Annotated in this window: 21 protein-coding genes and 1 pseudogene; 4 read left to right on the forward strand and 18 right to left on the reverse strand. The window is 62.9% G+C overall.

The features are described from left to right. The first annotated feature begins 67 nt into the window (after positions 1-67). Positions 68-2,635, forward strand: a complete 2,568-nt coding sequence (locus ACF07D_RS05810; protein ID WP_391504247.1) for an InlB B-repeat-containing protein — start codon at positions 68-70, stop codon at positions 2,633-2,635. A gap of 72 nt (positions 2,636-2,707) precedes the next feature. Here ACF07D_RS05810 and ACF07D_RS05815 read toward each other — a convergent pair whose 3' ends face one another. Both ACF07D_RS05815 and ACF07D_RS05820 read right to left on the reverse strand, forming a co-directional pair. Continuing rightward, positions 2,708-3,109: an IclR family transcriptional regulator C-terminal domain-containing protein gene (locus tag ACF07D_RS05815; RefSeq protein WP_391504358.1), complete on the reverse strand. Its 402-nt coding sequence runs from the start codon at positions 3,107-3,109 to the stop codon at positions 2,708-2,710. Between the two features lie 204 nt (positions 3,110-3,313). Continuing rightward, positions 3,314-3,478: pseudogene (locus ACF07D_RS05820) on the reverse strand (helix-turn-helix domain-containing protein); the annotation flags it as partial. A 112-nt stretch (positions 3,479-3,590) separates the two neighbouring features. On the opposite strand from ACF07D_RS05820, the gene ACF07D_RS05825 reads away from it, so the two are divergent. Continuing rightward, positions 3,591-4,268, forward strand: a complete 678-nt coding sequence (locus ACF07D_RS05825) for an SDR family NAD(P)-dependent oxidoreductase (RefSeq protein ID WP_391504248.1) — start codon at positions 3,591-3,593, stop codon at positions 4,266-4,268. A 55-nt stretch (positions 4,269-4,323) separates the two neighbouring features. Here the strand turns inward: ACF07D_RS05825 and ACF07D_RS05830 are convergent, their stop codons facing one another. From ACF07D_RS05830 to ACF07D_RS05880, 11 genes are all read right to left on the reverse strand, one after another. Then, positions 4,324-5,544 (reverse strand): mandelate racemase/muconate lactonizing enzyme family protein, encoded by a 1,221-nt coding sequence (locus tag ACF07D_RS05830; RefSeq protein ID WP_391504249.1) that lies wholly within the window; start codon positions 5,542-5,544, stop codon positions 4,324-4,326. A gap of 119 nt (positions 5,545-5,663) precedes the next feature. Continuing rightward, complete coding sequence (locus ACF07D_RS05835; RefSeq protein WP_391504250.1) at positions 5,664-6,449, reverse strand: hypothetical protein; 786 nt, start codon at positions 6,447-6,449, stop codon at positions 5,664-5,666. Between the two features lie 65 nt (positions 6,450-6,514). Beyond that, positions 6,515-7,366: an SMP-30/gluconolactonase/LRE family protein gene (locus ACF07D_RS05840; RefSeq protein ID WP_391504251.1), complete on the reverse strand. Its 852-nt coding sequence runs from the start codon at positions 7,364-7,366 to the stop codon at positions 6,515-6,517. Beyond that, the gene (locus ACF07D_RS05845; protein WP_391504252.1) at positions 7,363-8,145 is read right to left on the reverse strand and encodes an SDR family NAD(P)-dependent oxidoreductase; all 783 of its coding nucleotides are present in this window, start codon (positions 8,143-8,145) and stop codon (positions 7,363-7,365) included. Before ACF07D_RS05845 ends, ACF07D_RS05840 begins: the two co-directional genes overlap by 4 nt. Continuing rightward, a complete protein-coding gene (locus ACF07D_RS05850; RefSeq protein ID WP_391504253.1) occupies positions 8,138-8,839 on the reverse strand; it encodes a GntR family transcriptional regulator in 702 nt (233 codons plus the stop codon). Before ACF07D_RS05850 ends, ACF07D_RS05845 begins: the two co-directional genes overlap by 8 nt. Further along, a complete protein-coding gene (locus tag ACF07D_RS05855; RefSeq protein ID WP_119282866.1) occupies positions 8,839-9,555 on the reverse strand; it encodes a PIG-L deacetylase family protein in 717 nt (238 codons plus the stop codon). Before ACF07D_RS05855 ends, ACF07D_RS05850 begins: the two co-directional genes overlap by 1 nt. 25 nt (positions 9,556-9,580) lie before the next feature. Beyond that, on the reverse strand, positions 9,581-10,375 hold the full coding sequence (locus tag ACF07D_RS05860; protein ID WP_119282681.1) for an ABC transporter ATP-binding protein: 795 nt from the start codon (positions 10,373-10,375) through the stop codon (positions 9,581-9,583). Beyond that, a complete protein-coding gene (locus tag ACF07D_RS05865; RefSeq protein ID WP_119282680.1) occupies positions 10,368-11,324 on the reverse strand; it encodes an ABC transporter ATP-binding protein in 957 nt (318 codons plus the stop codon). The genes ACF07D_RS05860 and ACF07D_RS05865 overlap by 8 nt, the downstream gene beginning before the upstream one ends. Further along, positions 11,321-12,271: an ABC transporter permease gene (locus tag ACF07D_RS05870; RefSeq protein ID WP_119282679.1), complete on the reverse strand. Its 951-nt coding sequence runs from the start codon at positions 12,269-12,271 to the stop codon at positions 11,321-11,323. The genes ACF07D_RS05865 and ACF07D_RS05870 overlap by 4 nt, the downstream gene beginning before the upstream one ends. Further along, positions 12,268-13,194, reverse strand: coding sequence for an ABC transporter permease (locus ACF07D_RS05875; RefSeq protein ID WP_391504254.1), 927 nt, complete (start codon positions 13,192-13,194; stop codon positions 12,268-12,270). The genes ACF07D_RS05870 and ACF07D_RS05875 overlap by 4 nt, the downstream gene beginning before the upstream one ends. 55 nt (positions 13,195-13,249) lie before the next feature. Then, positions 13,250-14,791 carry an ABC transporter substrate-binding protein gene (locus tag ACF07D_RS05880; RefSeq protein ID WP_391504255.1) on the reverse strand — a complete coding sequence of 514 codons (1,542 nt, stop codon included), beginning with the start codon at positions 14,789-14,791 and terminating at the stop codon, positions 13,250-13,252. 185 nt (positions 14,792-14,976) lie between these two features. Between ACF07D_RS05880 and ACF07D_RS05885 the strand changes: the two genes are divergently transcribed. Then, positions 14,977-16,113, forward strand: a complete 1,137-nt coding sequence (locus ACF07D_RS05885; protein ID WP_391504256.1) for a mandelate racemase/muconate lactonizing enzyme family protein — start codon at positions 14,977-14,979, stop codon at positions 16,111-16,113. Positions 16,114-16,158: 45 nt separating this feature from the next. On the opposite strand, the gene ACF07D_RS05890 is transcribed toward ACF07D_RS05885, so the two are convergent. Beyond that, the gene (locus ACF07D_RS05890) at positions 16,159-17,118 is read right to left on the reverse strand and encodes an alpha/beta hydrolase (protein WP_391504257.1); all 960 of its coding nucleotides are present in this window, start codon (positions 17,116-17,118) and stop codon (positions 16,159-16,161) included. Between the two features lie 44 nt (positions 17,119-17,162). After that, the gene (locus tag ACF07D_RS05895; RefSeq protein ID WP_391504258.1) at positions 17,163-20,009 is read right to left on the reverse strand and encodes an FAD-binding and (Fe-S)-binding domain-containing protein; all 2,847 of its coding nucleotides are present in this window, start codon (positions 20,007-20,009) and stop codon (positions 17,163-17,165) included. Positions 20,010-20,144: 135 nt separating this feature from the next. Between ACF07D_RS05895 and ACF07D_RS05900 the strand changes: the two genes are divergently transcribed. Beyond that, a complete protein-coding gene (locus ACF07D_RS05900) occupies positions 20,145-20,828 on the forward strand; it encodes a GntR family transcriptional regulator (protein ID WP_391504259.1) in 684 nt (227 codons plus the stop codon). Positions 20,829-20,901: 73 nt separating this feature from the next. On the opposite strand, the gene ACF07D_RS05905 is transcribed toward ACF07D_RS05900, so the two are convergent. The 3 genes from ACF07D_RS05905 to ACF07D_RS05915 form a co-directional block, all read right to left on the reverse strand. Then, positions 20,902-21,678 carry an isocitrate lyase/phosphoenolpyruvate mutase family protein gene (locus ACF07D_RS05905; RefSeq protein WP_255808497.1) on the reverse strand — a complete coding sequence of 259 codons (777 nt, stop codon included), beginning with the start codon at positions 21,676-21,678 and terminating at the stop codon, positions 20,902-20,904. Between the two features lie 127 nt (positions 21,679-21,805). Further along, positions 21,806-22,774: a class 1b ribonucleoside-diphosphate reductase subunit beta gene (nrdF, locus tag ACF07D_RS05910; protein ID WP_119282672.1), complete on the reverse strand. Its 969-nt coding sequence runs from the start codon at positions 22,772-22,774 to the stop codon at positions 21,806-21,808. A gap of 217 nt (positions 22,775-22,991) precedes the next feature. Then, positions 22,992-24,533 (reverse strand): tail fiber protein, encoded by a 1,542-nt coding sequence (locus ACF07D_RS05915; RefSeq protein WP_391504260.1) that lies wholly within the window; start codon positions 24,531-24,533, stop codon positions 22,992-22,994. Between the last annotated feature and the right edge of the window lie 231 nt (positions 24,534-24,764).

Raw genomic sequence — 24,764 nt, forward strand, 5'->3', positions numbered from 1 at the left:
GGGTACCCGTGGCCGACACCAACGTTGTACGATGACCGGAAGCTATGCATTTACTAGGAATTGGGGCATGGGGATGCGGCAGCTGAAATTCGTGCAGGCCATGGCAGGGGCGGCCTTATCGGCTGTGCTTGCTGTAACTCCGGCAGCGGGGGCGGCTTCACTGACCCCTGCGGAGGGGCCACTTCTCGGCGGCCAAACAGTGAGCATCGACGTCCCATCTCCCCCTGCGCCACCCAAGATTGTGCGCATCAGCGGGGGCAACCACTCGTCACTTGCGATCGGTGAGGACGGGCGCGTGTACGGCTGGGGTGGCAACGGAGCCGACGAGATTGGCGCCGAAGAATCAGGGTCCAAGACCGTTCCGGTACGGTCCCAGACCCCCGCAGGCGTCACCTTTGACGACGTCGCTGTCGGAACCTTCACGTCCTATGCAGTCGGGAGCGACGGCAAATCGTACGCCTGGGGCAGAGGCGAGTACGGCGCCCTTGGTGACGGGTCCACACAAGGGCGACGATCGCTTCCAGCAGAGCTTGCTCCTCCAGGCGGTGTTCAATTTGCCAAAATCATCGCCGGAAACGACCACGCGTTCGGCATCGACTCTGCCGGGAACGCATACGGGTGGGGTTTGAACCTCAACCACCAGCTCGGCGACGGCACCTACAACTATCTGCAGCCCACCCCGGTCCCGGTAATGATGCCAACGGGCGTCACGTTCACCGACCTGAGCGCCCTCGCAGACCACACACTGGCGGTCGGCAGCGATGGCAACACCTACGCTTGGGGCACGAACTCCTACGGACTTCTCGGAACATCCGCGTTCCCGCGCCCGCTCAACAAGCCGACCAAGGTCACCACTCCCAGAGGCGTGAACTATACGCAGGTGGCAGCCGGGTGGGACTTCTCAGTCGCACTCGGCGACGACAAACAGCTCTACTCGTGGGGCTCCAACTACAACGGTGTGCTGGGAACTGGAGCCAACACCGCGGATAGTCGCGTGCCTGTCAAAGTGGCGACACCTGCTGGCGTGCTCTTCGAACGCGTCGTCTCAGGCGGCGATCATACACTTGCGCTCACAGTCGACGGCGACATCTATGCCTGGGGTTCGAACGCCTCGGGCGAACTCGGCAACGGCGCAACGTCGTCTGCAGGCAATTCGACCCCAACGCTCGTACGCGCTCCAGCCGGCGTCAGCTTCATCGGCATCTCCGCGGGCGCAGGCACGTCGTTCGCGCGCGGCAGTGACGGACTCTCGTACAGCTGGGGAAGTAATTCGTTCGGTCAACTCGGAGACGGTACCCGAGACGACCTCCCCACTCCGTCGCCTGTGCTCCCACCCGAGATGAAGGCGAAAGTCACGGGCGTCATGTTCGGGGCGCATCCCGGGACCCACATCACGCACGATGCCGCCGGAAGCGCCACTGTGCAAACGCCAGCTGGCGACGAGTATGGCGCGGTGGATGTGGAGGTCGAATGGGCTGTCAACGGCGAGCCGCAAGACTCGATCACGCTCGCGCGGGGGTACCTATACGGTGACCTTCCAACGGTGACGGCGCCCGCTTCCCAGGACTCCCGTCTTGGCGCCGAGGCCACGTTCTCGACCCAGGCGACTGGAAGCCCCGCGCCGCAACTCACTTGGGAGTACATGGTGGACGACGGGGCAGGCTGGCGGTCAGTCGAGGCCGACCCAGCAGTCAGCGTTTCAAACGACTCGCAGTCGATTACCGTCCTTGTCGGCCCCGAACACGTGAACGTCGACTACCGCGTCGTCGCAACAAACGCGCTTGGCACCGAGATCACGCAGGCGGCCGGGCTGCGAGTTCCCACACGAACAGTCACGTTCGACGCAGCGGGCGGATCAGACGTTCAATCACAGGCTGTCCTCGCAGGTGGAGCAGTGACCGAGCCCGACACGACGCCCGTGCGTGACGGATTCACTTTCACAGGGTGGACCCTCGACGGCGCAATCTACGACTTCGGCGCCCCCGTCGACAGGGACATCACGCTCATTGCCGGATGGCAAGAAAACATTATTGAAATGCACAGCGTGACGTTTGACCCGGGTAACGGTGAAGCTCCGACCACCAAGGAGATCGTCTCAGGTGAGCCAGTCCTGCAGCCGGAGCCCCCAGTTCGTGATGGCTACATCTTCGCAGGCTGGCTGCTTGACGGCACAGAGTACGACTTCGACCTGCCAGTGACGACCGATCTCAACCTGTCGGCGCAGTGGGAAAAAGCACCTGCTACGCACTTCACAGTCACCTTTGACCCTGCAAACGGCAGCGATGCGTTCACTCAGCACGTGCAAAGCGGCGACCCCGTGGTGAAACCAGACGCTCCTGCCCGAGCTGGCTTCACGTTCACGGCGTGGCTCGCTGACGGCGACGTCTACGACTTCGCGTCGCCTGTGACAGGCGACCTGCAGCTCACGGCCGGGTGGGAGCCTGCTGTCGTGCCGCCGATAACCAAGCCGCCGGTGACCCCGGCGCCAGCGCCTCAACCGCCAGTGACCTCACCCAAACCCGGCATCGCTGAGTCCGGCGGCGAGGCCGCAGGCATGCTCACGAGTGCTGCCCTATTGTTCGGGCTCGGTCTTGCCTGCTTGGCCGTCGCCAACCGCAGACGGCAGGCGCGGTAGCGCCTCGCAGCGGGGGTCACGGAAAGCCACGGTTGAGCTGCCACTCCCCGTGGACCCGGCTGGGGCTGTCCGCTACGTACGCGAGAAGTCGACCGCGAGGCTCCCCAATTCGTCACGGATCTCGTCAATCCGGCGAATAAGCGAACTGACCGATGTGCGCACCGCGATAGCACTCACGCTCACTGCGCCGTCGATTCGGCCCGGGACGTGAAGCGCAATGGGAACAGCGATGCACTCAACACCGACCTCGCTCTCTTGCTCGTCGAGCGCGTATCCACGAGCTCTGCACAGCTCGAGCTCGCGCCAGAGCGCATCCGCGTTTGTGACGGTGGCCTGCGTACGGGCGGTCAACGACCTGGCCCCTACCCAGTCGTCGAAGCCCCCGCGGTCACGGTATCGCTCGGCGAGGAGCACTTTACCCACCCCCGTGGCGTGAGCGGGGTTACGCCCTCCGATCACTGACGTTAGTCTCATACTTCCGCCCGGAGGGTCGGCTTTTGCGCGGTAGACAACCTCGCCGCCGTCGAGAACCGCGAAGTGAGTTGTCTCTCCAAACCTCTCAGCAAGACGCGTGAGAACCGGGTTGACCCTCGCACCTTCGGGGCGCTGCTCGTGAACTGAAAAAGCAAGGCGCAGGAGCTCGTCGCCAAGCTCATAGCCCCCAGAGGGATTCTGAAGCGCAAACCCGCGTTTTCTCAGCGTCGATAGCGCACGGTGCACGCTTGACTTTGGCTCGCCCAAGACAGACGCGAGCTCTTCGAGCGACGCCCCACGAGGATGTCGGCCCAGCTCACTCAGAACCACCAAGACTCGGTCTGCACCAACCGCTCGTTCTTCAGGCATGTGTCCTCCAGGATGATCAGCCTACTAGCTCACAGAGTTCAAATAATTGGTATCCGATTCTATCTATTGGAATATAATCACATCACAGTGCCCACAACAGGAAAGGACAACGATGTCTCTGACAGCAGTAGTGACCGGAGGATTGAGCGGCCTCGGAGCGGCGACAGCCGCCAGGCTCGGCGCCGATGGCGTGGACGTCATCACCATGGACATATCGCCGCTCGCCGACGTCCAAGTCGACGTGAGCGACCCGAACGCGGTCGCTCAAGCCGCCAGGCAGGTTGGGCCAATTAGCATCCTCATCAACAGCGCGGGAATCGTGGGTGACAGCGCGCCGACATGGGAGATCACCGACGAAAACTGGACGCGAACCCTCGCGGTCAATCTCACAGGCACATTCAACATGTGCCGGGCATTTGCACCGGGCATGATCGAGGCAGGCTGGGGCCGCATCGTCAACATCGCAAGCATGGCTGGCAAAGATGGCAACCCAAACATGGCCCCGTATTCTGCGTCGAAGGCCGCAGTGATCGGGCTCACCAAAACCCTTGGCAAAGAGCTGGCTCCCCACGGCGTCCTCGCGAACGTGGTCGCCCCCGCCGTGGTCGCGACCTCCATGAATGACCGCACCGCGCCAGAAGTGCTCGCACACATCACAAGCCTCATCCCGATGGGACGCATCGGGAAGGCCGAGGAAGTCGCCGAACTCATCGCATGGCTGAGCTCTGACAAATGCAGCTTCTCGACGGGCGCTGTTTACGACATCAGCGGCGGTCGGGCAACCTACTAGCTGGCGAGCGCACCGGGTCCGTCGCCGCGGGCGCGCGACCCGGCGCACTCCAAGTTCACACCGCCATTGCGGTCAATAGCTCCCCACCAACCCGGATCTCGACGTCGCGCAGGTACTGTCCCACCCCCGCAAGATCAACCGAGACCCCAAGACCCGGCCCCCCGGGCGCGCTGACCCGCCGCTCAGCGTCGGGTTCGAGCGCGACAGTCGTAACTGCACGAGCGAGCGGACTCAACGCCAGCGGGAACTCGCACAGCGCGCTGCTCGCCTGGCCGGCAAAGGCGTGGAGCGATGCGGCGAGCGCGAGGTGCGACGTGAACGAGTGGTTCACGTACGTCACCCCCTCAGCTGCAGCAAAGTCCGCAACCTCCTTCGAAGCCCCGATTCCCCCAACGCGGCCCGTGTCGATCTGCACGAACCGGACGCCACCGAAGCGGATGAGGTTCTTCGCCATCTCCGGGTTATGCGACGCTTCCCCACCCGCAAGCGAAACGTTCGGCGATCGCCGTGCGAGCTCGGCGTGCGCGCGATAATCGTATGGACTGAATGGCTCCTCGAGCCAGAGCACCCCCGACTCTTCGAGCAGCGGGATCCGCAAGGACGCTGCGTCAACATCGTCATCCCAGATCTGGCCGGCGTCGACCATTAATTGGGCCCCGCCGATGCCATCACGCGCGGCATGCAGTTGATCCCGGTCTGCCTCAAGGGCCCCGCCACCGAAGCCACCCCAGCCGAACTTCACCGCGGTGTAGCCAGCGGCGACCGCGTCGTTACCTCGCTTATACGTTTCTTCAGGGGTCGCGCCAAAAAGCAGCGAGGCATACGGCTGCTTCGAACGGTTCTGCTCGTAGCCAAGCAGCTGCCACACAGGGAGTCCGTGGTGTTTGCCAAGCAAGTCCCAGAGCGCCATCTCCACGCCAGACCAAGTGTGCGCGGCCTGCAGGAGATCCATGCTGTTGCGTCGAAGGTTGGCGCTGAGCCGCGCAATATCCGCGGGCTGCTCGATGGTTTCCCCGAGTACGGATGAGGCAACCGGCTGGCACACGCCGTGCGAACGGGGGGTCACGAAGGCGGCGATAGAAACGAGCGGCGAGGCTTCGCACTCCCCCCACCCCTCAAGGCCGGAGTCTGAGCGCACCCGCACGAGAAGCGCGTCCTGGCTCCCATCAGCGTCGAGCGTTACCTCCGGCATTGCCGCATAAAAAAAGTCGACCGCGTTGATCTGCACGCCGTCCTCCGTTCCCTCACCTTTGAGCATCGAATCAACAACAACCACATATTGTTAACAGTTAACTATATGCCGAAATGGGGCGCACATCCCACGACACTTCGAGGTACCACTTCACCGTTTCTCCCTGCCGCACAACGCGCAGGGCGTCCGCCGCACGAGCGTCATCACGTGTCCGCCCCGGAGTCGACATCATCTCTATCCCGAAGACGTCGCCTCGCCATGGCGATGCGGGCGGGCGAAAGTGTCGCCAAAAAAAGCAAGTTCGGCGTCGCCTCCATGTCCGAGCGCACGCTCACCTTGCCGCCCAACCGTGGAACCGAGATCTCGACACACGGGTCTGCAAGCCTGACGCACAAGTGATCGTGAGAAGCGTCTGGCTCCACAGGAACGAGATCGGCTCGCGCTACACCGCCACCGACGACCTCCGCGTGCGGCCACACGAATTCCTGTCCGGCTGCGAAACGATTCGCGCCAGGCTCGGAGACCTCGTTCGTCGTGTGGGCGCCGTCAGCCTCCACCGACACCGTGCCTCCGCCGAACACCTCCCTGGAAAAACAGGGATGCTCACCGAAGCTCACCTCGCGATCCCCCGCGCGGACATTTGTGACCTCGGTGTCAACACGCACTGTGTTCTCAGTGAGGCGCAGCATTCGCACCGCCTCAAAGCCGTCGGTTTCCAGGGTGCACGACAGGGTGGCGTCGCCCTGGTGCACGACCTTCCAGGCTTCGCGGGGGAAGCTTCCATGCATCTGTTCACCCGAATCTAAGACGCCAGGGATGCCTGCATTCGGAAACATCCCGAACCAGCCTCCAGCGAACACCTGCTCATCAAACGGGTCTGCCTCACTCGTCGCGGTGGCCGGGCGATCGAAGTCCAGGAGGGGCCCGTCCTGGCGCTGCCACAGGAGGTTTGCCCCGTGACTTTGGGGAACTATTTCAGTGATGAGCATCCCGTGCCCCGGCAGACACACAACGCGTAAGTCTGCGTTCTGAAGCACAATGCGGCGGCCCACTGTCACGTCTCCGCGATGGCGGCGCGGATAACGAACATGCAGCCCGCAAGAGGCTCGCGTTCCCAGTCGTCGTCGCCGAAGCCCTCAGCGGCCGTGGTCACGTACAGGTTGCTGCCAACAAATTCGCACGCGGTGATCTGAGACACAGGGAGGGAAAACTCACCCAACTTGTCGCCAGAAAGCGAGAACCTGTCCACTCTGCCGGCCCCGTAGCACGCGACCCAGAGGTTGCCGTCTGGGCCAATTGCAAGTCCATCTGGCAGTTCCGAGGCGTATTCGATGAGCACCTCCCGTTCGCTCCATCGTTCGCCCGCAGCGCTCGTCGGCACACGGTAGACGCGCTGCTCGATGCTCTCAGCGAAAAAGAGCCACGCCCCGTCTGGGCTCCATGCAAGCCCGTTCGGAATCGTCAGGCCGGTTGCGACGACTCGCTGCTCACCCCCGCCTTCAATCGCGACGAGCGAGCCGGCCCCCACAGATTCGTCAGCCGCCATCCTTCCGACGTACAGCCGCCCCCACGGATCGCGTCGCGCGTCGTTCGAGATGAGCCCCCGCTCGCCGCCGCTAAACAAAGCCTCGGGTGCGCCCAAGCTCTGCGCATCAGTCCGCCACAGGTACACCCCCTCGCCACCGATGAGCGAAAACTCGCCGCCGAGTCGCGGGAGCGCGGCGCCGAGTGGCGCAACGCCAGTCTCGTAGGTCTTCACGCCTCCGAGCACCGGATCAAGCAGGAACAGGCGCCCTGATTGAATATCGACCCACGAAAGCGTGCCAGTGTCCGGTGACCATATCGGCGCTTCGAGTAGCGTGCCGCGAGGCGCGCCAAGTACACGTTCAGCTCGTGTCGCAGTCATACCGCGGTCAATCCGCCGTCAACAGTGAAGACCCCGCCGGTGCAGTAGCCAGCCTGATCACTCAACAAGAAGAGACTCATCGCGGCGATTTCAGCTGGTCGCCCGACTCGGCGCTGCGGAATCGCCTGAACTTCTTGCTCGAGCTTTGCCTCGTCGCGCATCACGAAATCGTTAATCGGAGTATCAATGAGCCCAGGCCAGACAACATTCACACGAATACCGTGAGCCGCGTACTCGTTCGCCATGACTCGGCCAAGCCCTGTTACGGCTGCCTTGCTCGCGCTGTACGCGTGGTGTCCGAGTTCCATTCCGAAATGGCCTGTCGGCGAGCCAATAAGTACGACGCTTGCCGATCCCGGCGTCGCACGGAGCATCGCGCCGACGGCGGCGCGGGAGACACGCATCGTGCCGCCTGCGTTCACGTCGACGACCCTGTGCCACACGGCATCAGCGAGACTGTCTACGGCGGCGTCAGTCTCGGGCTCGATTCCCGCAGAGACAACGAGCCCGTTCGGCGCACCGAACTCTTCGCAGGCGGCCAACACCCAGGCGTCAACGCTCGCGGTGTCTGTCACATCCACACGTGAGGTGCTCAGACGGTCACTATTTACCTCGTCGCGGAGCGCCTCAACAGCGTCGAGTGCCACATCGGCAACCGAGACTCGGCACCCCTGAGCGAGCAGCGCGCTCACGGTGGCGAGACCAATGCCGCTGCCGCCACCGCTCACGAGCACGTGCGTATCGTGGAGGCTGCGGTAGATGACTGTCGGCTCAGTCACTGCGACCCTCACTGCCTTGTTTTCGCCCAAGCAGCCGAATCGGCGATGCCAGAACATGCTCATCAAGCATCTCGAGCGCGGCCGTCAGGTCTCCGCCGCGGATCACCGCAAGCAGTTGAACATGCTCGTCCACAATGATTCCCGGGTGCTCGTGAAGCGACCCAAGCTGGTAAAACCCCGCACGAATGCGCGGCTCGATCGTCGACCACAACTGCTCAGCGTGGTAATCGTCAGACATTTTGATGATGTACGAGTGGAACTCGACGTCCAGATCGACGAGCTTCTGCAATTGCTCTGGGCCGCCAGTCTCCACGGTTTCTGTCATCTGATCGATGATGTGCTGCAGCGCATCGATGTCGCGTTGCTGCAGCACCCTGAGCGCGCCCTCGAGCGCGAACTTCTCAAGTACGTACCGCACTGGAAGTAGGATCCCCCGCAAGTCGGCGTCTGAGATCTCGACGACGATCGCCCCCTTGAACGCCTCAACGACGATCAACCCGTCCTTCTCGAGTTGCCGTAACGCCTCGCGCACGGGGCCGCGGCTGATCCCAAATTCCTTGGCAATCGACTCCTCCGCGATGCGTGCCCCCGGGCTAATCTCGCCTCGGATCACCCTGCCTCGCAGAATGTCAGTCAGCTCCTGCGAGATCGTCAGGCGGTCACGCAGCACGCGCGCTTCCTGCTCTTTGGCCATCAGTTCACTCCGATCACATTCGGCAACATTTCCCATCCTCCAACCCTTGGATGGTCACCCAGAAGTTGGAAACCCTCTGCAAACTGCACGCCGGCCTCGCGCCCGCGCTGCTGCGCCATACGGGTCGAGTCATCGTCCATGTCAGTTTCGAAGATCCGTTCCATCCACGCTACCTGGCTCACGTGCTGCGCGAGCATCTCCTTGCGCCGTTCAATCACTGAAGTGATGTCGACGTAGCCTTCGGGCACAAAGTTTTGACCCTGGTAGGTATCCATGATGAATGTCGTGGGAACTTCTGCAGGCGGGAACGCGGTTTCGATCAGCGGCACGCTCGCCGGGATCCTCGCGTCGCGAGCAATCGTGCCCGCGATCCGGTGATCGGGGTGATAGTCCTGCTCGCTCAGAATGAACATCAGGTCCGGCTGCGCCTCGCGGATCGCGTCGATGAAGCTCAGTCGGGTTTCCCTGTTGCTGAACAAGAATTCGTCGTCGTAGCCCATCCAGATGAGCTTCGCCCCGATGAGCTCGCATGCCGCGAGCGCCTCAGCGTGCCGCATCTCGGCGATCTCCTCCTTCGTGCCGGTCGGGTGTCCGATCTCCCCTTTCGTGGCGATCGCGACAAACACCTCGTGCCCGGCGTCAGCGAGCAGGATCAGGGTGCCCGCACAGAAGTTCTCGATGTCATCGGGGTGGGCCCCAATTGCTAGTACCTTCATCGTCTTCACTCTTTCTTTCTCAGTGTTAGAGAACGTCTACTGATCCACGAGCTGGATCGAAATGTGGAACCGCCGCGATGAGGTCCCGCGTGTATTGCGCTGTAGGGGCCGCGAAGATCTTGTCAACGTTTCCTTCTTCGACGATCTGTCCCTGCTTCATCACAATGATCCGGTCAGAGAGATACTTCACCACGCGAAGGTCGTGCGACACGAAGATGTAGGCGACGTCGAGCCTGTCGCGAAGCTCGAGCAGCAGGTTCAGGATCTGCGCCTGTACCGACACGTCGAGCCCGGAGGTGATCTCGTCACAAATAATCAGGCGCGGCTGCATAATCAACGCACGAGCGAGGCTAATGCGCTGGCGCTGGCCACCGCTGAACACAGCCGGATAGCTCTGTGCGTCTGCAGCACGAAGCCCCACCTCTTCGAGAACCTGAGCAACTCGAGCGTCGCGATCCTTCGGGCTTCCCTCTCCCCTCAGGTCGAGCGAATCTCCAACAGTCTGGCGCACTGTCAGGTGCGGCGCGAGCGATCCGTACGGATCCTGAAACACGTACTGGACGTCGTCTCTCAGCGTTCGGAAATCACCGCGAGTGCGCACTTGGGTCCCGTTGAAGTAGAGCTCGCCTGAGGTCACGTGCTCGATGCCAACGAGCATGCGTGAGACTGTGCTCTTACCCGACCCGCTCTCTCCGACGAGCCCGACAATCTCGCCAGACGCCACAGTCAACGTCACGTCGTCGACTGCCACAAGCGGAGCCCGCTGGCCGGGGATCCGGTACTCTCGCCGCAGGTGCTCGCCTCGCAAAATCTCAACCATCTGAGGCCCCTCTCGTCTCTGTCGGCACTCTGACCACGTGCTCGACGCTTCCGTCAACCGACTTCATGGTGCTCGCCTGGCGGGTTGCAGACATCCGTGGCCGCACTGCCGTGTATGGCTTGAGCGGTTCAGCCTTGGTGCTGTTGAGCGTCGGTGCGGCGTCGATGAGACCTCGTGTGTACGGATGCTGTGGATTATTCAGAATGCTCTCAACCGGGCCCGACTCGACGATTTGGCCCGCATACATGACCATCACCCTGTCTGCGACGGCGCCAATGACGCCAAGGTCGTGGCTCACGAAGAGACAGCCAAAGCCATCGCTTTCGATCCGTGAACGAATCAGGTTGAGAATCCCCTCCTGCACGCTCACATCAAGGTTCGTTGTCGGCTCATCTGCAACGACAAAGCGGGGCTTGCATGCGAGCGCCATAGCGATGCACACACGCTGCTTGAGCCCGCCTGAAAGTTGGAACGGGAACGAGTTGAATCGTTCGCGAGGGTTTGGAAACCCGACGTCGTTGAGCGCCTCGATCGCACGCTCCTCCGCCGTCTTCTTCGTCATCGTCCCGTGCGCCCGCAAGACGTCGACGAGCTGCTTCTTGACTGTGCGAGTCGGGTTCAGCGCTGCTGACGGATCTTGAAAAATCATCGACAGCTCCGCACCGCGAAGCCTGCGCAGTTCAGCGTCGGTGAGCGCGGTCAGGTCATCTCCCATGAACCGAACCTCACCCGAGCGAACATGGAGCCCCTCGGGGAGCAGGCCCATTGTCGTGAGCCCAGTGAGGGACTTGCCTGATCCTGACTCGCCAACGAGCCCGACACATTCGCCGGGTCGCACTTGCAGGTCGAGTTCGTGCACGAGCGCGGGCGCATCGGGCGACACAGACCCGAGCGAAACCGAGAGGCCCTGCACGTCAATAATGGGGACGGCGCCCTGGATATTGGTCACAGCGAGGACATCCCTTCAATCACGCGATTTGCCGAGGTCAGCGGGCCGTCGGGCGCCGCGTTCTGCTCCGCATTCAGTGGGTCTTCAGCTCCGCTATCGACCGCGCGGAGCTTCTGGCGTTTGCGAACGATCGCCTCGAGTGAAGTGCCGAGCCCAATCATTGCCGCGCAGGTAATCGCGATCATGATGCCTGGGAGCGTAGTTAGCCACCAGGCGTCGGCCATGTACGACTTGCCTTCGAGGAGCACGCCACCCCACGAAGCGGTTGGCGGCTGGATACCAAGTCCGAGGAACGACAGTGTCGACTCCATCACAATCATCGCGGAGGCCTGGAGTGGTGCGATCGTCAGTACGACGGGAAGCACAGTCGGTCCGATGTAGCGAAACAGCACTCTCCCGCCGCCGGCGCCGACCATCTCGGCCGCCCGCACGTAGTCTTTCGCTCGCTCACCAACTGCGACCGAACGCACAACGCGTGCGGCAGAGGCCCAGCCTGCGAGCATCATGAGGACAATGAGCACGCCGAGCGAGGTCCCGACCGCGCTCACAATGACGATCGCGAGGATCACGTAGGGCAGCGCCATCTGCACGTCAATGAGTCGCTCAACCGTCCAGCGCACTCCTGGCTGCGACGAGCTTGCAAGCAGGCCAGCCAAGACGCCTATGACGATCGACCCTGTCATGCCGATGAGCGCAACAGGCAGCGAAATTCGGCCGCCATTGACGATCCGGCTCAGCAGGTCACGCCCGAGGCTATCGGTTCCGAGCAGATGCCCGTCGCTGAGCGGCGGGAGTAGCCGCGACGCAAGTTCTTGCGCGTTCGGGTCAGGCAAGAAAAACGGCCAAACGAACGACATGAGGATGATGGCGACAAGCACGCTTGAGCTGACCCAAAACAGCGGGGTTGTCAGGGCAACCGCTGATGCCCGGTTCTTCGTCTTCATCATGCAGCCTTTCCAAGCCGGACACGGGGGTTCACCACGGTGTACAGCAGATCAACAATGAGGTTGATGAGCACGAACGTAATTGCCGCGATGATCGTCACTCCCTGGATCAGGGGATAGTCACGGGCGTTCATCGCGTTGAGCGCCACGCTTCCGAGGCCTGGATAGTTAAAGACCATCTCAGCGACGATGACACCACCGAGAACGGTTCCCATGTCGACACCGATTACAGTCATGAGCGGCAGGACTGCGTTTCGGTAGACATACACGAACCCAATCTTTGTCTCAGAGAGACCGAAGGCCTGGGCGGATCGCACGTAGTCCTCACCCAGCTCCTTGCGCACCCCGCTGATGAGCACGCGCATCTGGGAGGGGAGGATGCTCAGCGTGAGCGCTATGACTGGGAGCACGAGACTCTTCCAGCTGTCGAGCCCGCCGGGAGGAAGCCAGGCAAAATTCATCGCGAACACCGAGATCAAAAGCAGCGATACCCAGAAGAGAGGCGCGCTCTGACCGATAATCGCAAGCAGCGAGCTGAAGCGCGCGACGAGGCTGCCTGGGTTTCGAGCCGACAGCGTACCCAGGACTGTCGCGAGAACGAACGAAATTGCGAGCGCGATACCGCCGAGCAGCAGCGTGTTGCTCAGGGCTGGGAGCAGGATCTCAAGCACTGGAACTTCGTAGCGAAAGCTTGTGCCAAAGTCACCCCGGAACATGCCACCGATCGTCGTGAAGAGCTGCGTGATGATGGGTTTGTCAGTGCCGAACTGTTCGCGATAGGCCTGCAGCACTGACTCCTGCGTGAAGACTTGCCCGCGGATGCGGGCCGGGTCACCGGCAGTCAGCCGGAGCGCGAAGAAGGCTCCCACCGAGATCACGCAGACAACGATTGCGGCCTGTCCGATACGTGAAAGTACATATCTCAAAGTGGGTGCCTCCTTCGGCTCCTGGCAAAACCCCCGGCACCTTCCGGGGAGGGTACTACTTGGCTACTGACGCGTTACGGAGAAGCGGCTCCCCAATGAGGGGATTGCGCTCGTACCCGGTGACTCGATTGTTGACGAGCGTCGTCCACGTCTCGTCGCTCAGCCACAGCGTCAGCTGGTTGTCCCACATGTACGTCGCCGCAGCGTTGATTGCCGCGTTACGCGCGTCGCCCACCGTGGAGTTCTGCGCGCCCACAAGCTCGTCAACCTTCGGGTCGGCCATGTTGAACACTGCCTCACCAGTCGCCCCGGTGAACGTTGCAAGGATGAAGCTTGGGTCGTTGTTGAACGATGCAAGCGTGTTCATGCTGAGGTCATACTGCGGGTAGCTCGTGCGGAACTCACCCACCTCAAGCTGCGTCACTTCAACCTCGATACCAACATCCTTGAGGTTCTGCGCGATCGCCTGGTCAATCTCAAGCTGGCCGGGGACGAGGGTGCTCGTCGCCATCGTCAGCTTTAGCCCCTCGGCCTTACTTGCCTCAGCAAGCAGGCTCTTCGCCTTTTCTGGGTTGAACTCGAACTTCTCATTCGCCGGCTCGTAGCTGTCGAGTGTCGTCGGGATCGCGTTGAAACCGACAGGGTTGACACCGTGCATGATGCTTGCAGCGATGCCTTCTCGATCCACGGCATAGGCAAGCGCCTGCCTGACCTTGACGTCCGCAAGCGGCCCATTGTGTTGGTAGATCATCACGATCTGCGACGGGGGCGACACTGATTCAACAGTGATGTCGCTGTTGTCCTTGACAGCGTTGACGTAGTTCGGGCCGGTTCGCGTGGTGATGTCTACCTGGCCTGCGAGCAGCGCGTTTTGTCGCGCGTCAGCATCGGCGATGTAGCGAAGTACGACACCGTCGTTCTTCGGAGCCCCACCCCAGTAGTCAGCATTCGCTTCGAGCGTGATGTCGTCGTTCGAGTACGAGACAAACTTGTACGGGCCACTCCCGTTTGCCGTGCTCTTGAAGTTCTCTGGCGATTCGATGTCGGCCTTCGCAAGGATCGACACGGCTGCAAGGGAGTTCTCGAGCGGGCCAAACGGCTGCTCCGTGCGCACAGTCACAACGTCGCCCTCTGCGCTCGCTTCACCCGCAGTGAGCAAGATTGACTTCGCGAGGGGCTCGCTCCCTGGGACCATGAGGCGGTTCAGGGAGGCGACGACATCGTCTACGGTAACCGGGGTACCGTCGTGGAACTTAGCGTCCGTACGCACAGTGAGCTTCATCTCAGTGTCACTGACCCACTCCCACTCGGTCGCCAGGTTTGGGCCGATCTTGCCCTGTGCGTCCATCGAAAGCAGCGTGTCATAGACGAGCGATGCAACCTGCTCGTCGACAAGCCCGAACGAGGCAGCCGGGTCCCAGTAGGCAGCCGTCGGAGGCTCAGCGTTGGCGACGATGATCTGACCGCCACGGCCTTCACCGGTGTTTCCTCCCTCGGTGGCGGGCGAGCTGCATGCGCTCAGCGTCAGGGCCGCCGATGCGAGCACCGCGATTCCCGCGAGCTTCCACCGCCCCCGCATTACTCGTTCTAGCCTCATTGCAAAACTCCTGTTCGTCATTGAACTTTTGGACGTTGGCAGGCGTGAAACGGCTGCCGAGTACCGATCATAGCGTAGACTGTCGACTGTTAACAATCACGTTTTAAAACTGTTATCCTGCATCAAGTACTGCGACTTCCCAGCTCTCGACGATGAGAGCGCGACGAGAGAAAGTGTTCCTATCAATGAAGATTCGTAACGTAGTAAGCGCGGGGCTTATCGGCGCAACCCCCAAAGGCGGGTGGGCAAACGAGCTCAATCCAAATGACTCACTGCACACGCTTATTGCAGTTCACACGGATGACGGCCTCACGGGGCTCGGAAGTGTATTCACTCACCAGGATCTCGTCGCAGGATCCCTCTCAGTGCTGCGAGATCTGCTCGTTGGCGAGGAGCTTGACTCTCCGTCGGCGATGACCGAAAGGCTCCACCAGGCAACGTTCTGGATGGGCCGCGGCGGCTCCATCACGCACACGATAAGCGGCATCAACATGGCGCTCTGGGACGTGTTCGGTCAACATGCCGGCCTCCCTGTCAGCCGCCTGCTCGGCGGCGATCACCGGAGCAAGGTTCGCCCGTACGCCTCGTTGCTCATGGATGAACCGAGCGTCATGGTGCCACGACTCGAGGGATACGCTTCAGAGGGGTTTCGCGCATTCAAGATCGGCTGGGGCAGCTTCGGCAGAGACAGCGCGGCGACAGACGAGCGCATCGTCGCCGCAGCACGCGAAGCAGTTGGCCCTGACGCCCTACTCGCCGTCGACGCGGGCGGCAGCGACGGATTCTGGCCCCACGGCTACAAGTGGGCACTCAACACTTCACACATGCTCCACGATTACGGCGTTGCCTGGTTCGAGGAGGCGCTCTCACCTGATGATCTCGCCGGTTTCACTGAGCTCACCAAACACTCAAGGGTGCCCATCAGCGGCGCGGAGACGCTGACGCGCCGCCAGAGCTTCACGCCGTTCATTGACGCCCGCGCTTTCGACATCATCCAACCAGACGTCACCAAAGTGGGCGGCCTCGACGAGTCCCTCGCGGTCGGCAGGCGAGCCGAGGAAGCGGGGATGCGCCTCATTCCACACGGTTGGAATACGGCGGTTGGCCTCGCTGCAGACCTGCACACTGCAGCCGCGCTGCCGCGCACAGACCTCGTGGAGTACTGCACAGGCTCCGCATACATCGACGACATCGTCGAAGACGGCTGGCGCCTCGACGAGAATGGGCTCCTCGACATTCCTTCCGATCCGGGACTCGGCATTTCGTGGGATCGCGACGAGATCAAGAAGTACACGGGTGGCGCTTCACTGTTTCTCGAGTAGCGAGATGTGAGCACGGGACACACTCGGCGCGCAAAGCGCCAAGGCTCAGGCCTCGGCACGCAGTGACGCAACAAGCGCGCCGAGTGCGTCTGAGATCTCGTCGATCGCGGTGTCGACCTCTGGCACGACACTCATCATGTCGTAGCTACCGTGTACGAGCCCGGCGAACTCCAGGTAGTCGACCTCGACCCCGGCTGCGGCAAGTCGCGCCGCATACGCACGGTTCTCGTCGCGAAGAGGGTCGTACTCTGCGGCGGCAATGATTGCAGGCGCCGCAGTTGCAAGCCGACTTGAAGCGATGGGGCTGATCAGCGGGTTATCCGGGGAAGTACCGTCTGGGAGATACTGCTCGATTGCCCAGACGATGTCAGCCCACTCAACAAAACACCCGACACCGTTCTCAACGCGAGAGGGATAGCGCCCCGGCGAGACGTCGAGGTCGACAACTGGGTACAGCAGCACCTGCCCCTCGGCACGCTCACGCTCCGTCACGGCGAGAATCGCGGCGAGGTTTCCTCCAGCACTGTCTCCGCCGACGATCACCGGGCCCTCGCCGCCGAGCTCAGCGCGGTGTTCGCACGCCCAGTGGAGGGCAGCTGTCGCGTCATTCAGGGCTGCGGGCCACGGATGTTCCGGGGCGAGGGCGTAGTCAACGACAAGCACCGCAACGCGTGCCCTCGCGCACAGCGCTCGGACGAGAGCGTCAGCGGTTGCAATGCTGCCTGTCACCCACCCGCCACCGTGGTACCAGACGAGCGTCGCCTGGCTCACGGCGTTCACTGGCCGGTACAGGCGAGCAGGGATCAGGCCGAACGGGCCAGGGATCTGAGCTGGGGTCGGAGCTGCAACAGCATCACGCGACACCATGGGCGCAAAGGCTTCAATGTCGGCCTCGTGAAACCGTCTCGCGTCTTCGATCGCAACCGGCGCAGCGCCCGGTCGCGCGTAGTCGACATCAGCCTCCTTCAGCTCAATCAGTCTGACAATGGCTGACACAATCGGCATCCAGCTTTCCCTTCTTCGTCTGCGGTCACCACGGCGGGCGGCCGCTAGCGCGTTGCCTCTTCGAGTAGCTCAATCACGTGCCTGTACCGTTTGCCGGTTGCCCGAGACATGCCGATCTCGCAGGTGCGGTTCGCAGACACGTAGGCATCAAACTCGCCGAGTTGCGTGTGCACCTCGCGGAGTTCTTCGGCTTCACGCATAGTGGCGCTCTCAGTGAGCTCTGGATGCAGCATGCCGCGGTCGCCGGCGAACGCACAGCACCCCCACTCATCGGGGACAAAGACCTCGTCAGCTGCAAACTCCGCAATCGCAGTGAGTGATGACGTTGCGCCAAGTGCTGTCGTCGAACACGTCGGATGCACCGCGATGCGAGCGAAGCTCAGTGTCCGGGTCAGCTTCGGGAGCGCCTCACGGGCGACGAACGTCGTTGCGTCTTCGACGCGCAGCCGCCGAAACTCCGGGTGATCCTCGAGCGCCGCACGCAACATGACTTCCACGCCCTCGGTGCACGAGGCCGCATCGCAGATGACGGGCAGCTCCCCCTCGCGACTCGCCTGCCAGAGGGCTGAGAGCGTGCGCTCCGACATCAGGCCATAGCCCTCCACCTGCCCTTTCGACTTCCACGGGGTGCCACAGCACAGGCCGCTGTCCGCCAAAGGCACCGCGTATGGGATCCCCGCCCGGTCGAGCACTGAACGAAGCGCGCTCCTGGACCCCGGATGGTCAGTGGCAGGCCCGAACATCTCACCGATACAGGCCGCGAAGAACACGACCTCGGCAGGAGCGTCGGTGCTCCCCAGCCCGGGATCCTTCTTGGCCGAGCTTCCGCCCCTCGGGAGGCCCGCATCGTAGAGCGGCACTCGGTCGCTGCCAAGCAGCGCACGCCCGATTTGCGTCACCCCGCGAACAATCGGCGCAGGCGTGGCTTTCGCCACAGTAAGCGCCGCGCCGCCAATCGAGGTGACTACGCCCCAGTGTTTTGCAGCAGCGCCCCACGCTGCGGATTCGACTCTGCCGGCTGATTCTGATCGCAGTCGCCGAACGAGATCTCCCGTATTGATGCCGACTGGGCAGGCGACACCGCACATGCCGTCAACCGCGCAGGTCTGCACGCCGTCGTACTCGTACGAGTCCTTCAGCTCTGCGGCGAGCGCCGCGTCACCGCGCTCCTCAGCGGCCGCGATATCGCGCCGCAGAACGATCCGCTGGCGCGGCGTCAGCGTGAGATCCTTACTCGGGCATGTTGGTTCGCAGTATCCGCATTCAACACAGCGATCGACCTCCGGTTCAACCTTGGGCGACAGCTTGAGGTGCTGCAGGTACGAGTCAGCTTCTTCTGAGAGCACGACACCCGGGTTCAGTAACCCGCTCGGGTCAATGAGTCGCTTGATCGCCCACATGAGATCTGTGAGCTCGTCGCCGTATTGCCTCCGAACGAAGGGCGCCATCACCCTGCCAGTCCCATGCTCTGCTTTGAGGGAGCCCCCCTGCGAGAGAATCAGCTCGACCATGTCTTCGACGAACCCTTTGTGGCGGGCAACCCCGCCCTCGGTATCGAAACGTTCGGTCAGCATGAAGTGGATGTTGCCGTCCTTCGCGTGTCCGAAAATGACGGCATCGTCGTAACCGTGCGTAGCAAACAACTCGGCGAGCCCTTCGCACGTCGCGAACAGGCGATCGACAGGCACGACAACATCCTCGAGGAGCGCCGTCGTCCCTGAGGGCCTGGCCCCCGCAACAGCCGTATAGAGCCCCTTCCGCACATGCCAGAGTGACGCACGCTCTCCTGGGTCTTCCGTGAGCGTGGCGGGCGTGAGCAACTCGAGGTCCTGAAGCGCACGAACCGCTCGCTCGCTGCGGCGGCGCAACTCGTCAGCGTCACCGGCGTGAATCTCCACGAGGTATGCCGCCTGCTGCTCGACACAAATGTCAGTGATGGTTGTCGGCACATCCGGCAGTCCCTGCGCCACACGAAGCGATGTCGAGTCAAGAAGCTCGATCGTCGCGAACCCAACTTCAACCAGGCGCGGCAGCGCGGCTGTAGCCACTGCGAGCGAGGGGAAGACGAGCAGTCCTGTTGCGACAGCGGGCAGGATCGGCACCGTCGCAAACCGCGCTTCCGCGACGAACGCGAGGGTCCCTTCGCTTCCGATCACGAGGTGCTCAAGGATACGCACCGGGTCATCGAAATCGAGCAGCGCGTTGATGCCATATCCCATCGTGTTCTTCATCGCAAAGAATGCCTGCACGCTGGCGGTGAGCTCGGGTTTCGCGCGCAACTCATCACGAAGCTCGGCGAGCCCTGCAAAGATCTCAGGCTCCTGCTCACGCAAGTGCTCTGACGCGTGCGGGTCGCCGGTGTCGAGAATCGTGCCACTCGGCAGCACAAGCAGGAGCGACTCGACGGTCTGATAGCTATTGGCTTCGATACCGCACGCCATTCCGCTGGAGTTGTTCGCGATGACCCCGCCAATCGTGCAGGCAATCTCGCTCGCCGGGTCTGGCCCGAGCTTGCGGCCATGCCGAAGGAGCCTGGTGTTCACCTGGCGAACGGTCGCGCCAGGTTCGGCGACCACTCGCACTCCGCCGTCAGCGACTCGGATGTCCCTGAAGTTACGCCGGGTATCGACGAGAATCTCGCCGCTCACGCCCTGCCCAGACAGGCTGGTGCCCCCGGAGCGGAACGTCACGCTCACCCCGGCTTCACTCGCCGCCTGAAATATCTCCGCAACCCCTTCGGCGTCCTGGGGAACGAGCACTTCGTGTGGGACCAGCAGATAGTGCGAGGCGTCGTGCGCGTACGAAAAACGATCGATTGACCGAGTCAACTTCTCGGTTGCCCCACTCGTCAAGCGGCGCAACGGGGAATCGATCCGTACCGTTGAAGTCATGCCGTGAACCCCTTCGTTCCAGACGCGTCGTCGCCGTGCGAGGCAAAGCGCATCCGTGGCTCGAATCCGAACCAACCCCTGCCTCAAGGATTGTCTGACAACTATACCTGGATGACGATGCGATACGCTACTGACATGACCGCCCCACCGCCACAGCTCCCCGGGTTCGGCAGCGCGCTTCAGATCCGCGGCGTGGTCGATGCAGTCGCGGCTCAGTTAAGAGAAGCGATCTTTGCGGGCACACTCCCGCCGGGTGCCGCTGTCACTGAGGCGCTCGTCGCTTCGGAATTTGGCATCGCAAGGCCAAGCGCGAAGGCCGCAATCGAGAAGGTCACTGCCGAGGGCCTCCTCCAACGGACTGCGAACAGAAGCGCCCGCGTGCTGACAATCGACACCGAAGACGTGCACGACATCTACCAGGCCAGGAGAAGGCTCGAATCGGCGGCGCTGCGGGACCTCGCCTCGACACTTCACGCGCCAGAGCGAGCGCGAATCGCGAACGAACACATCCGGGCGCTACGGGCCGAACACCCGAGTGAAATCATCGACCACGATCTCGAGTTCCATCTCGCGATCATCGACGCCCTCGATAGCGCTCGCATGAGCGCATCGTACCGACGCATCCTGTCAGAGGTTCGACTCTGCATGGCGCAGGTCCAGGGCAGGCAGCTGCTGCACCCCGACCTGATCGGGGATGAGCACTCCCGCATCCTCGCCGCGCTTCAGCTCGGCGACGCAGAATCTGCCTGCGAGCACCTCACAACACACCTAGGGCGCGCGGAGTCGCTTCTTGTGGAGTCCCTCACCCACGAAGAGTGACGAGTAGCCCGCCACCGCGGGCCTCTCATACGCACCCTCGAGCGATGCCTGGATCCAGGGCTCGAACGCCAGCTCAGTTGAGCGGACGCACCGAGGCCGGAATGGCTCCGTCAGCGTAGAGATCGATCGCGAGATCCTGATACGCGGTCAGCGCGACCCGCTGGGTCATCGGCCCGTAGGAGATGCGGGCGACCCCGAGCTCCTCGTACTCGCCCGCAGTGAGCGCGCCCGGCAGCCCAATGACGCTGATCTTCCGCTCTCCGATGCCATCAACGAGCTTGCGAGTTGTGTCGGCGTCGAGCACGCCGGGGACGAACACGACGTCTGCGCCGGCAGCGAGGTACGCGCGGCCGCGCTCGATTGCGTCGGCGATGGATTCCTCGAGCGGGCGTCCGCCCGCGCGCACGAACGCGTCGGTGCGCGCATTGAGAGCAAACGGCACGCCTTCGACTGCCCCAGCCGCGACGACCGCCTCGATCTCGGAGACGAACTCCGACAGCGGCCGCAGTCGATCCTCGATATTTGCGCCGACAGCACCAACGCCAATGGCGCGGCGTGCGACCTCACCCGCGTCGCCGTAGCCCGCATCAAGGTCTGCACTCACGGGCAGGTCACCGGCAGCCTCAACGATGCGCCCAACCATGTCAAGGGTGAGTTCGAGGGGAATCTCCCCGTCGGCGTAGCCAAACGTGGCCGCAATCGAGTGCCCGGCGGTCGCGATCGCACGCGTCTCGGGCAGAGCCGCGACGGCCTTCGCCGAGATCGCGTCCCAGACATTGACGACGCGAAGAATCTCGGGTGCTGCGTGCAGTTCAGAGAGGCGCTGAGCCTTAGATGCCTGGGTAGTCATGTGGCCACGCTACCAACCTGTGCTGCGCCGCGAAACCCCCTGCGCTGGAGGCTTGCTGGCAATGCAGTGAGCCCCGCTCACGATAGATCGCGAGCGGGGCTCAAATCCCAAAGCCGACGTACGGGTTTTAGAAGTCCCAGTCCTCGTCCTCGGTGGCCTCAGCCTTACCGATGACGTACGACGAACCCGAGCCAGAGAAGAAGTCGTGGTTTTCGTCAGCGTTCGGTGAGAGCGCCGAGAGGATCGCCGGGTTCACGTCGGTCATTTCCTTCGGGAACATCGGGTCGTAGCCGAGGTTCATCAACGCCTTGTTCGCGTTGTAGTGAAGGAACTTCTTGACGTCTTCGGTAAGGCCTACGGGATCGTACAGATCCTGCGTGTAGAGGATCTCGTTTTCGTAGAGGTCGTACAGGAGCGCGAGGGTGTACTCCTTGAGCTCTTCCTGACGCTCGGGGGTCTCCTTCGCGACCGCAAGCTGGTACTTGTAGCCGATGTAGTAGCCATGCACGGCCTCGTCGCGAATGATGAGGCGGATGAGGTCTGCGGTGTTCGTGAGCTTCGCCTTCGAGGACCAGTAGATCGGCAGGTAGAAGCCCGAGTAGAACAGGAACGACTCGAGCAGCGTCGATGCAACCTTGCGCTTCAGCGGGTCGTCACCCTCGTAGTAGTCGACGATGATCTGGGCCTTCTTCTGCAGCGCCGTGTTCTCCGTCGACCAGCGGAACGCGTCATCGATCTCCTGCGTCGACGCAAGCGTCGAGAAGATCGAAGAGTAGCTCTTCGCGTGCACCGACTCCATGAACGCGATGTTCGTGTAGACGGCCTCCTCATGCGGGGTGATCGCGTCGGGGATCAGCGAAACAGCGCCGACGGTGCCCTGGATCGTATCGAGCAGGGTCAGCCCGGTGAAGACCCGCATGGTGAGCAGCTGCTCATCAGGGGTGAGCGTCGCCCACGACTGCACATCGTTCGAGAGCGGCACCTTTTCGGGGAGCCAGAAGTTGTTCACCAGACGGTTCCAGACCTCAAGGTCCTTCTCGTCCTCGATGCGGTTCCAGTTAATTGCCTGAACTGCATGGCCCAGCTTGAAGTTCATCGATTCCCTCTGCTCTCTCACTTACTCGCACCGCACGCCCGGCCAGGGCGAAACGCGAAGTTTGGTGGCAAACTCGGGGCTCCGCGCTGTGCGCGCGAATGCCGCCGAGGCACCCTCAAATCCTACCCGTTTCGCCCAACCAATGTCTGCGCCGCTCCGAGAGATTCTCAACTACATGTTGTGGTGCGCAAGCACACGCACCGCAACATAATGTGGCCTAGTCGCGCATCGGGTAGATGCCGTTCACGCAGATGGAATACGTCATATTGTTTGGTGCCAGCCCGCGCATGTCTGGCAGGGCAAACGTAGCTCTACCGTCTCCGCCATAAGTGTTCCCGAACAGCGAGTACAGCGCCGAGAAACTCTGGATGGAGAGTACCTGCCCGTTGGCTGGCATCCCGTCCGCCACCACGCCAGCGGTCAGGAGCACCGAGCCGACCATGCACTCGGTGGCGCGGCCCGCGGCTGCCCGCTGCGTGTTCGTGCCGAAGAGCCTTTGCAGGTCGCTGTTTCCTGCCGCGCCCGTTGACCCCGGGAAGCCCTGCGGCCCTGTCGCACCGGTCGCGCCCTTCGCCGCGAGCAGCGCCCAGGCGCTTGTGTCAGTTGGAGCTACGCCAGAGAAGCTCTCGTCGCGAGTGGCAACATACGTCGACCCTTCGAATTCGACGACGCTTGCAGGAGCAATGCCCGAGTACTCTGCCGCGGCGTCGTACGAGCCAACAAATGCCCAGGGGGCGACGCCGGCGAGCCCCTGGATGCCTTGGATGCCCTGCGCGCCCTGGGCACCAGCGGTTCCCTGCGCGCCAGCCTCTCCGTCTACGCCGTCTCGCCCCGCAGCGCCTGCCGCACCTGTCTCACCTTTCTCACCACGCTCGCCTTTCAGCCCAGCTGCCGCGATCAGGATCCAGTCAGAGGGCGACGCCGCAGGCGCGGCCCCGACTGACGATCGTGCGGCCACGTACGTCGACCCTTCAAAGGTGACGAGCGAAGTCGGCGGGCCCGCGGTGTAGGTTGCCGTCGGGCTCCATTCAGAGACGGAGTCCCACGCGGCGACGCCATCCTTGCCCGCCGCACCGGTGGTACCGGCCGCGCCCCTCTCACCACGCTCACCCTGGATGCCTTGGATGCCCTGAATGCCCTGAATGCCCTGGGCGCCAACCGCGCCAGTTGCACCGTCAGCACCGTCGCGCCCAGCCGCACCGTCCTTGCCTGCCGCGCCATCGAGCCCTGCCGCGCCATCCTTGCCTGCGGCGCCGTCCTTACCTGCGGCGCCGTCCTTGCCGTCAGCCCCGTCCGCGCCCTGGGTTCCTGCCGGGCCCGCCGCCCCGGCGGGCCCGGCAGCGCCGTTTGCTCCCCGTGCTCCGGCAGCGCCGGCGTTGCCCTGCGCTCCTGCAGCCCCCCGCTCCCCTGACGCGCCGGGAGTTCCAGCCGCCCCATCGCGTCCGTGAGATCCAGGCTCCCCAGCGGCGCCGTTCTTCCCTGGAGCGCCGGCCTTGCCATCCGCGCCATCCACACCGTCCGCGCCATCTGTGCCGGGCTCGGCGCTCTGCCACGCCACTGGCACGAGGCCGCTGCCGCACGTGTCACCCGCGTCAGCGAGCGTCAGCGTCCCATCAGCCGCGCTGAGGCATCCCTGCATCGGGCTTCCTTCGCGCAGCGTGCCGCCACTCGAAATTGCGGTCGCGGCGACAGCGCCGAGGCCCCCCGAGAGCAAGCCCACCGCAACGCATGCGGCAAGCACTTTTCCTGGAACATTCATCTCGACTCCCCCATGTCAATCCGAGTACGCCGCGCCTCTACGCGCGGGCAACACTCCATTTCACTGGGTCTACCGGCCTTCACGCCAGATTTCGGGCAAATCTGCGCAATTTGCATACGGCCATGCGCAGCTTGCACGCGACCCCGGTGAGGAAGCCAGCGCCATCAGTCGCCCCCGGCCAGGATCAGGTCGCACCGAACAACGCGCAAACGGGGCGCCCTTCCGAAGAAG

Origin of the sequence: Leucobacter sp. NPDC015123, assembly GCF_043080205.1 — a bacterium.
Lineage (GTDB): Bacteria > Actinomycetota > Actinomycetes > Actinomycetales > Microbacteriaceae > Leucobacter > Leucobacter aridicollis_A.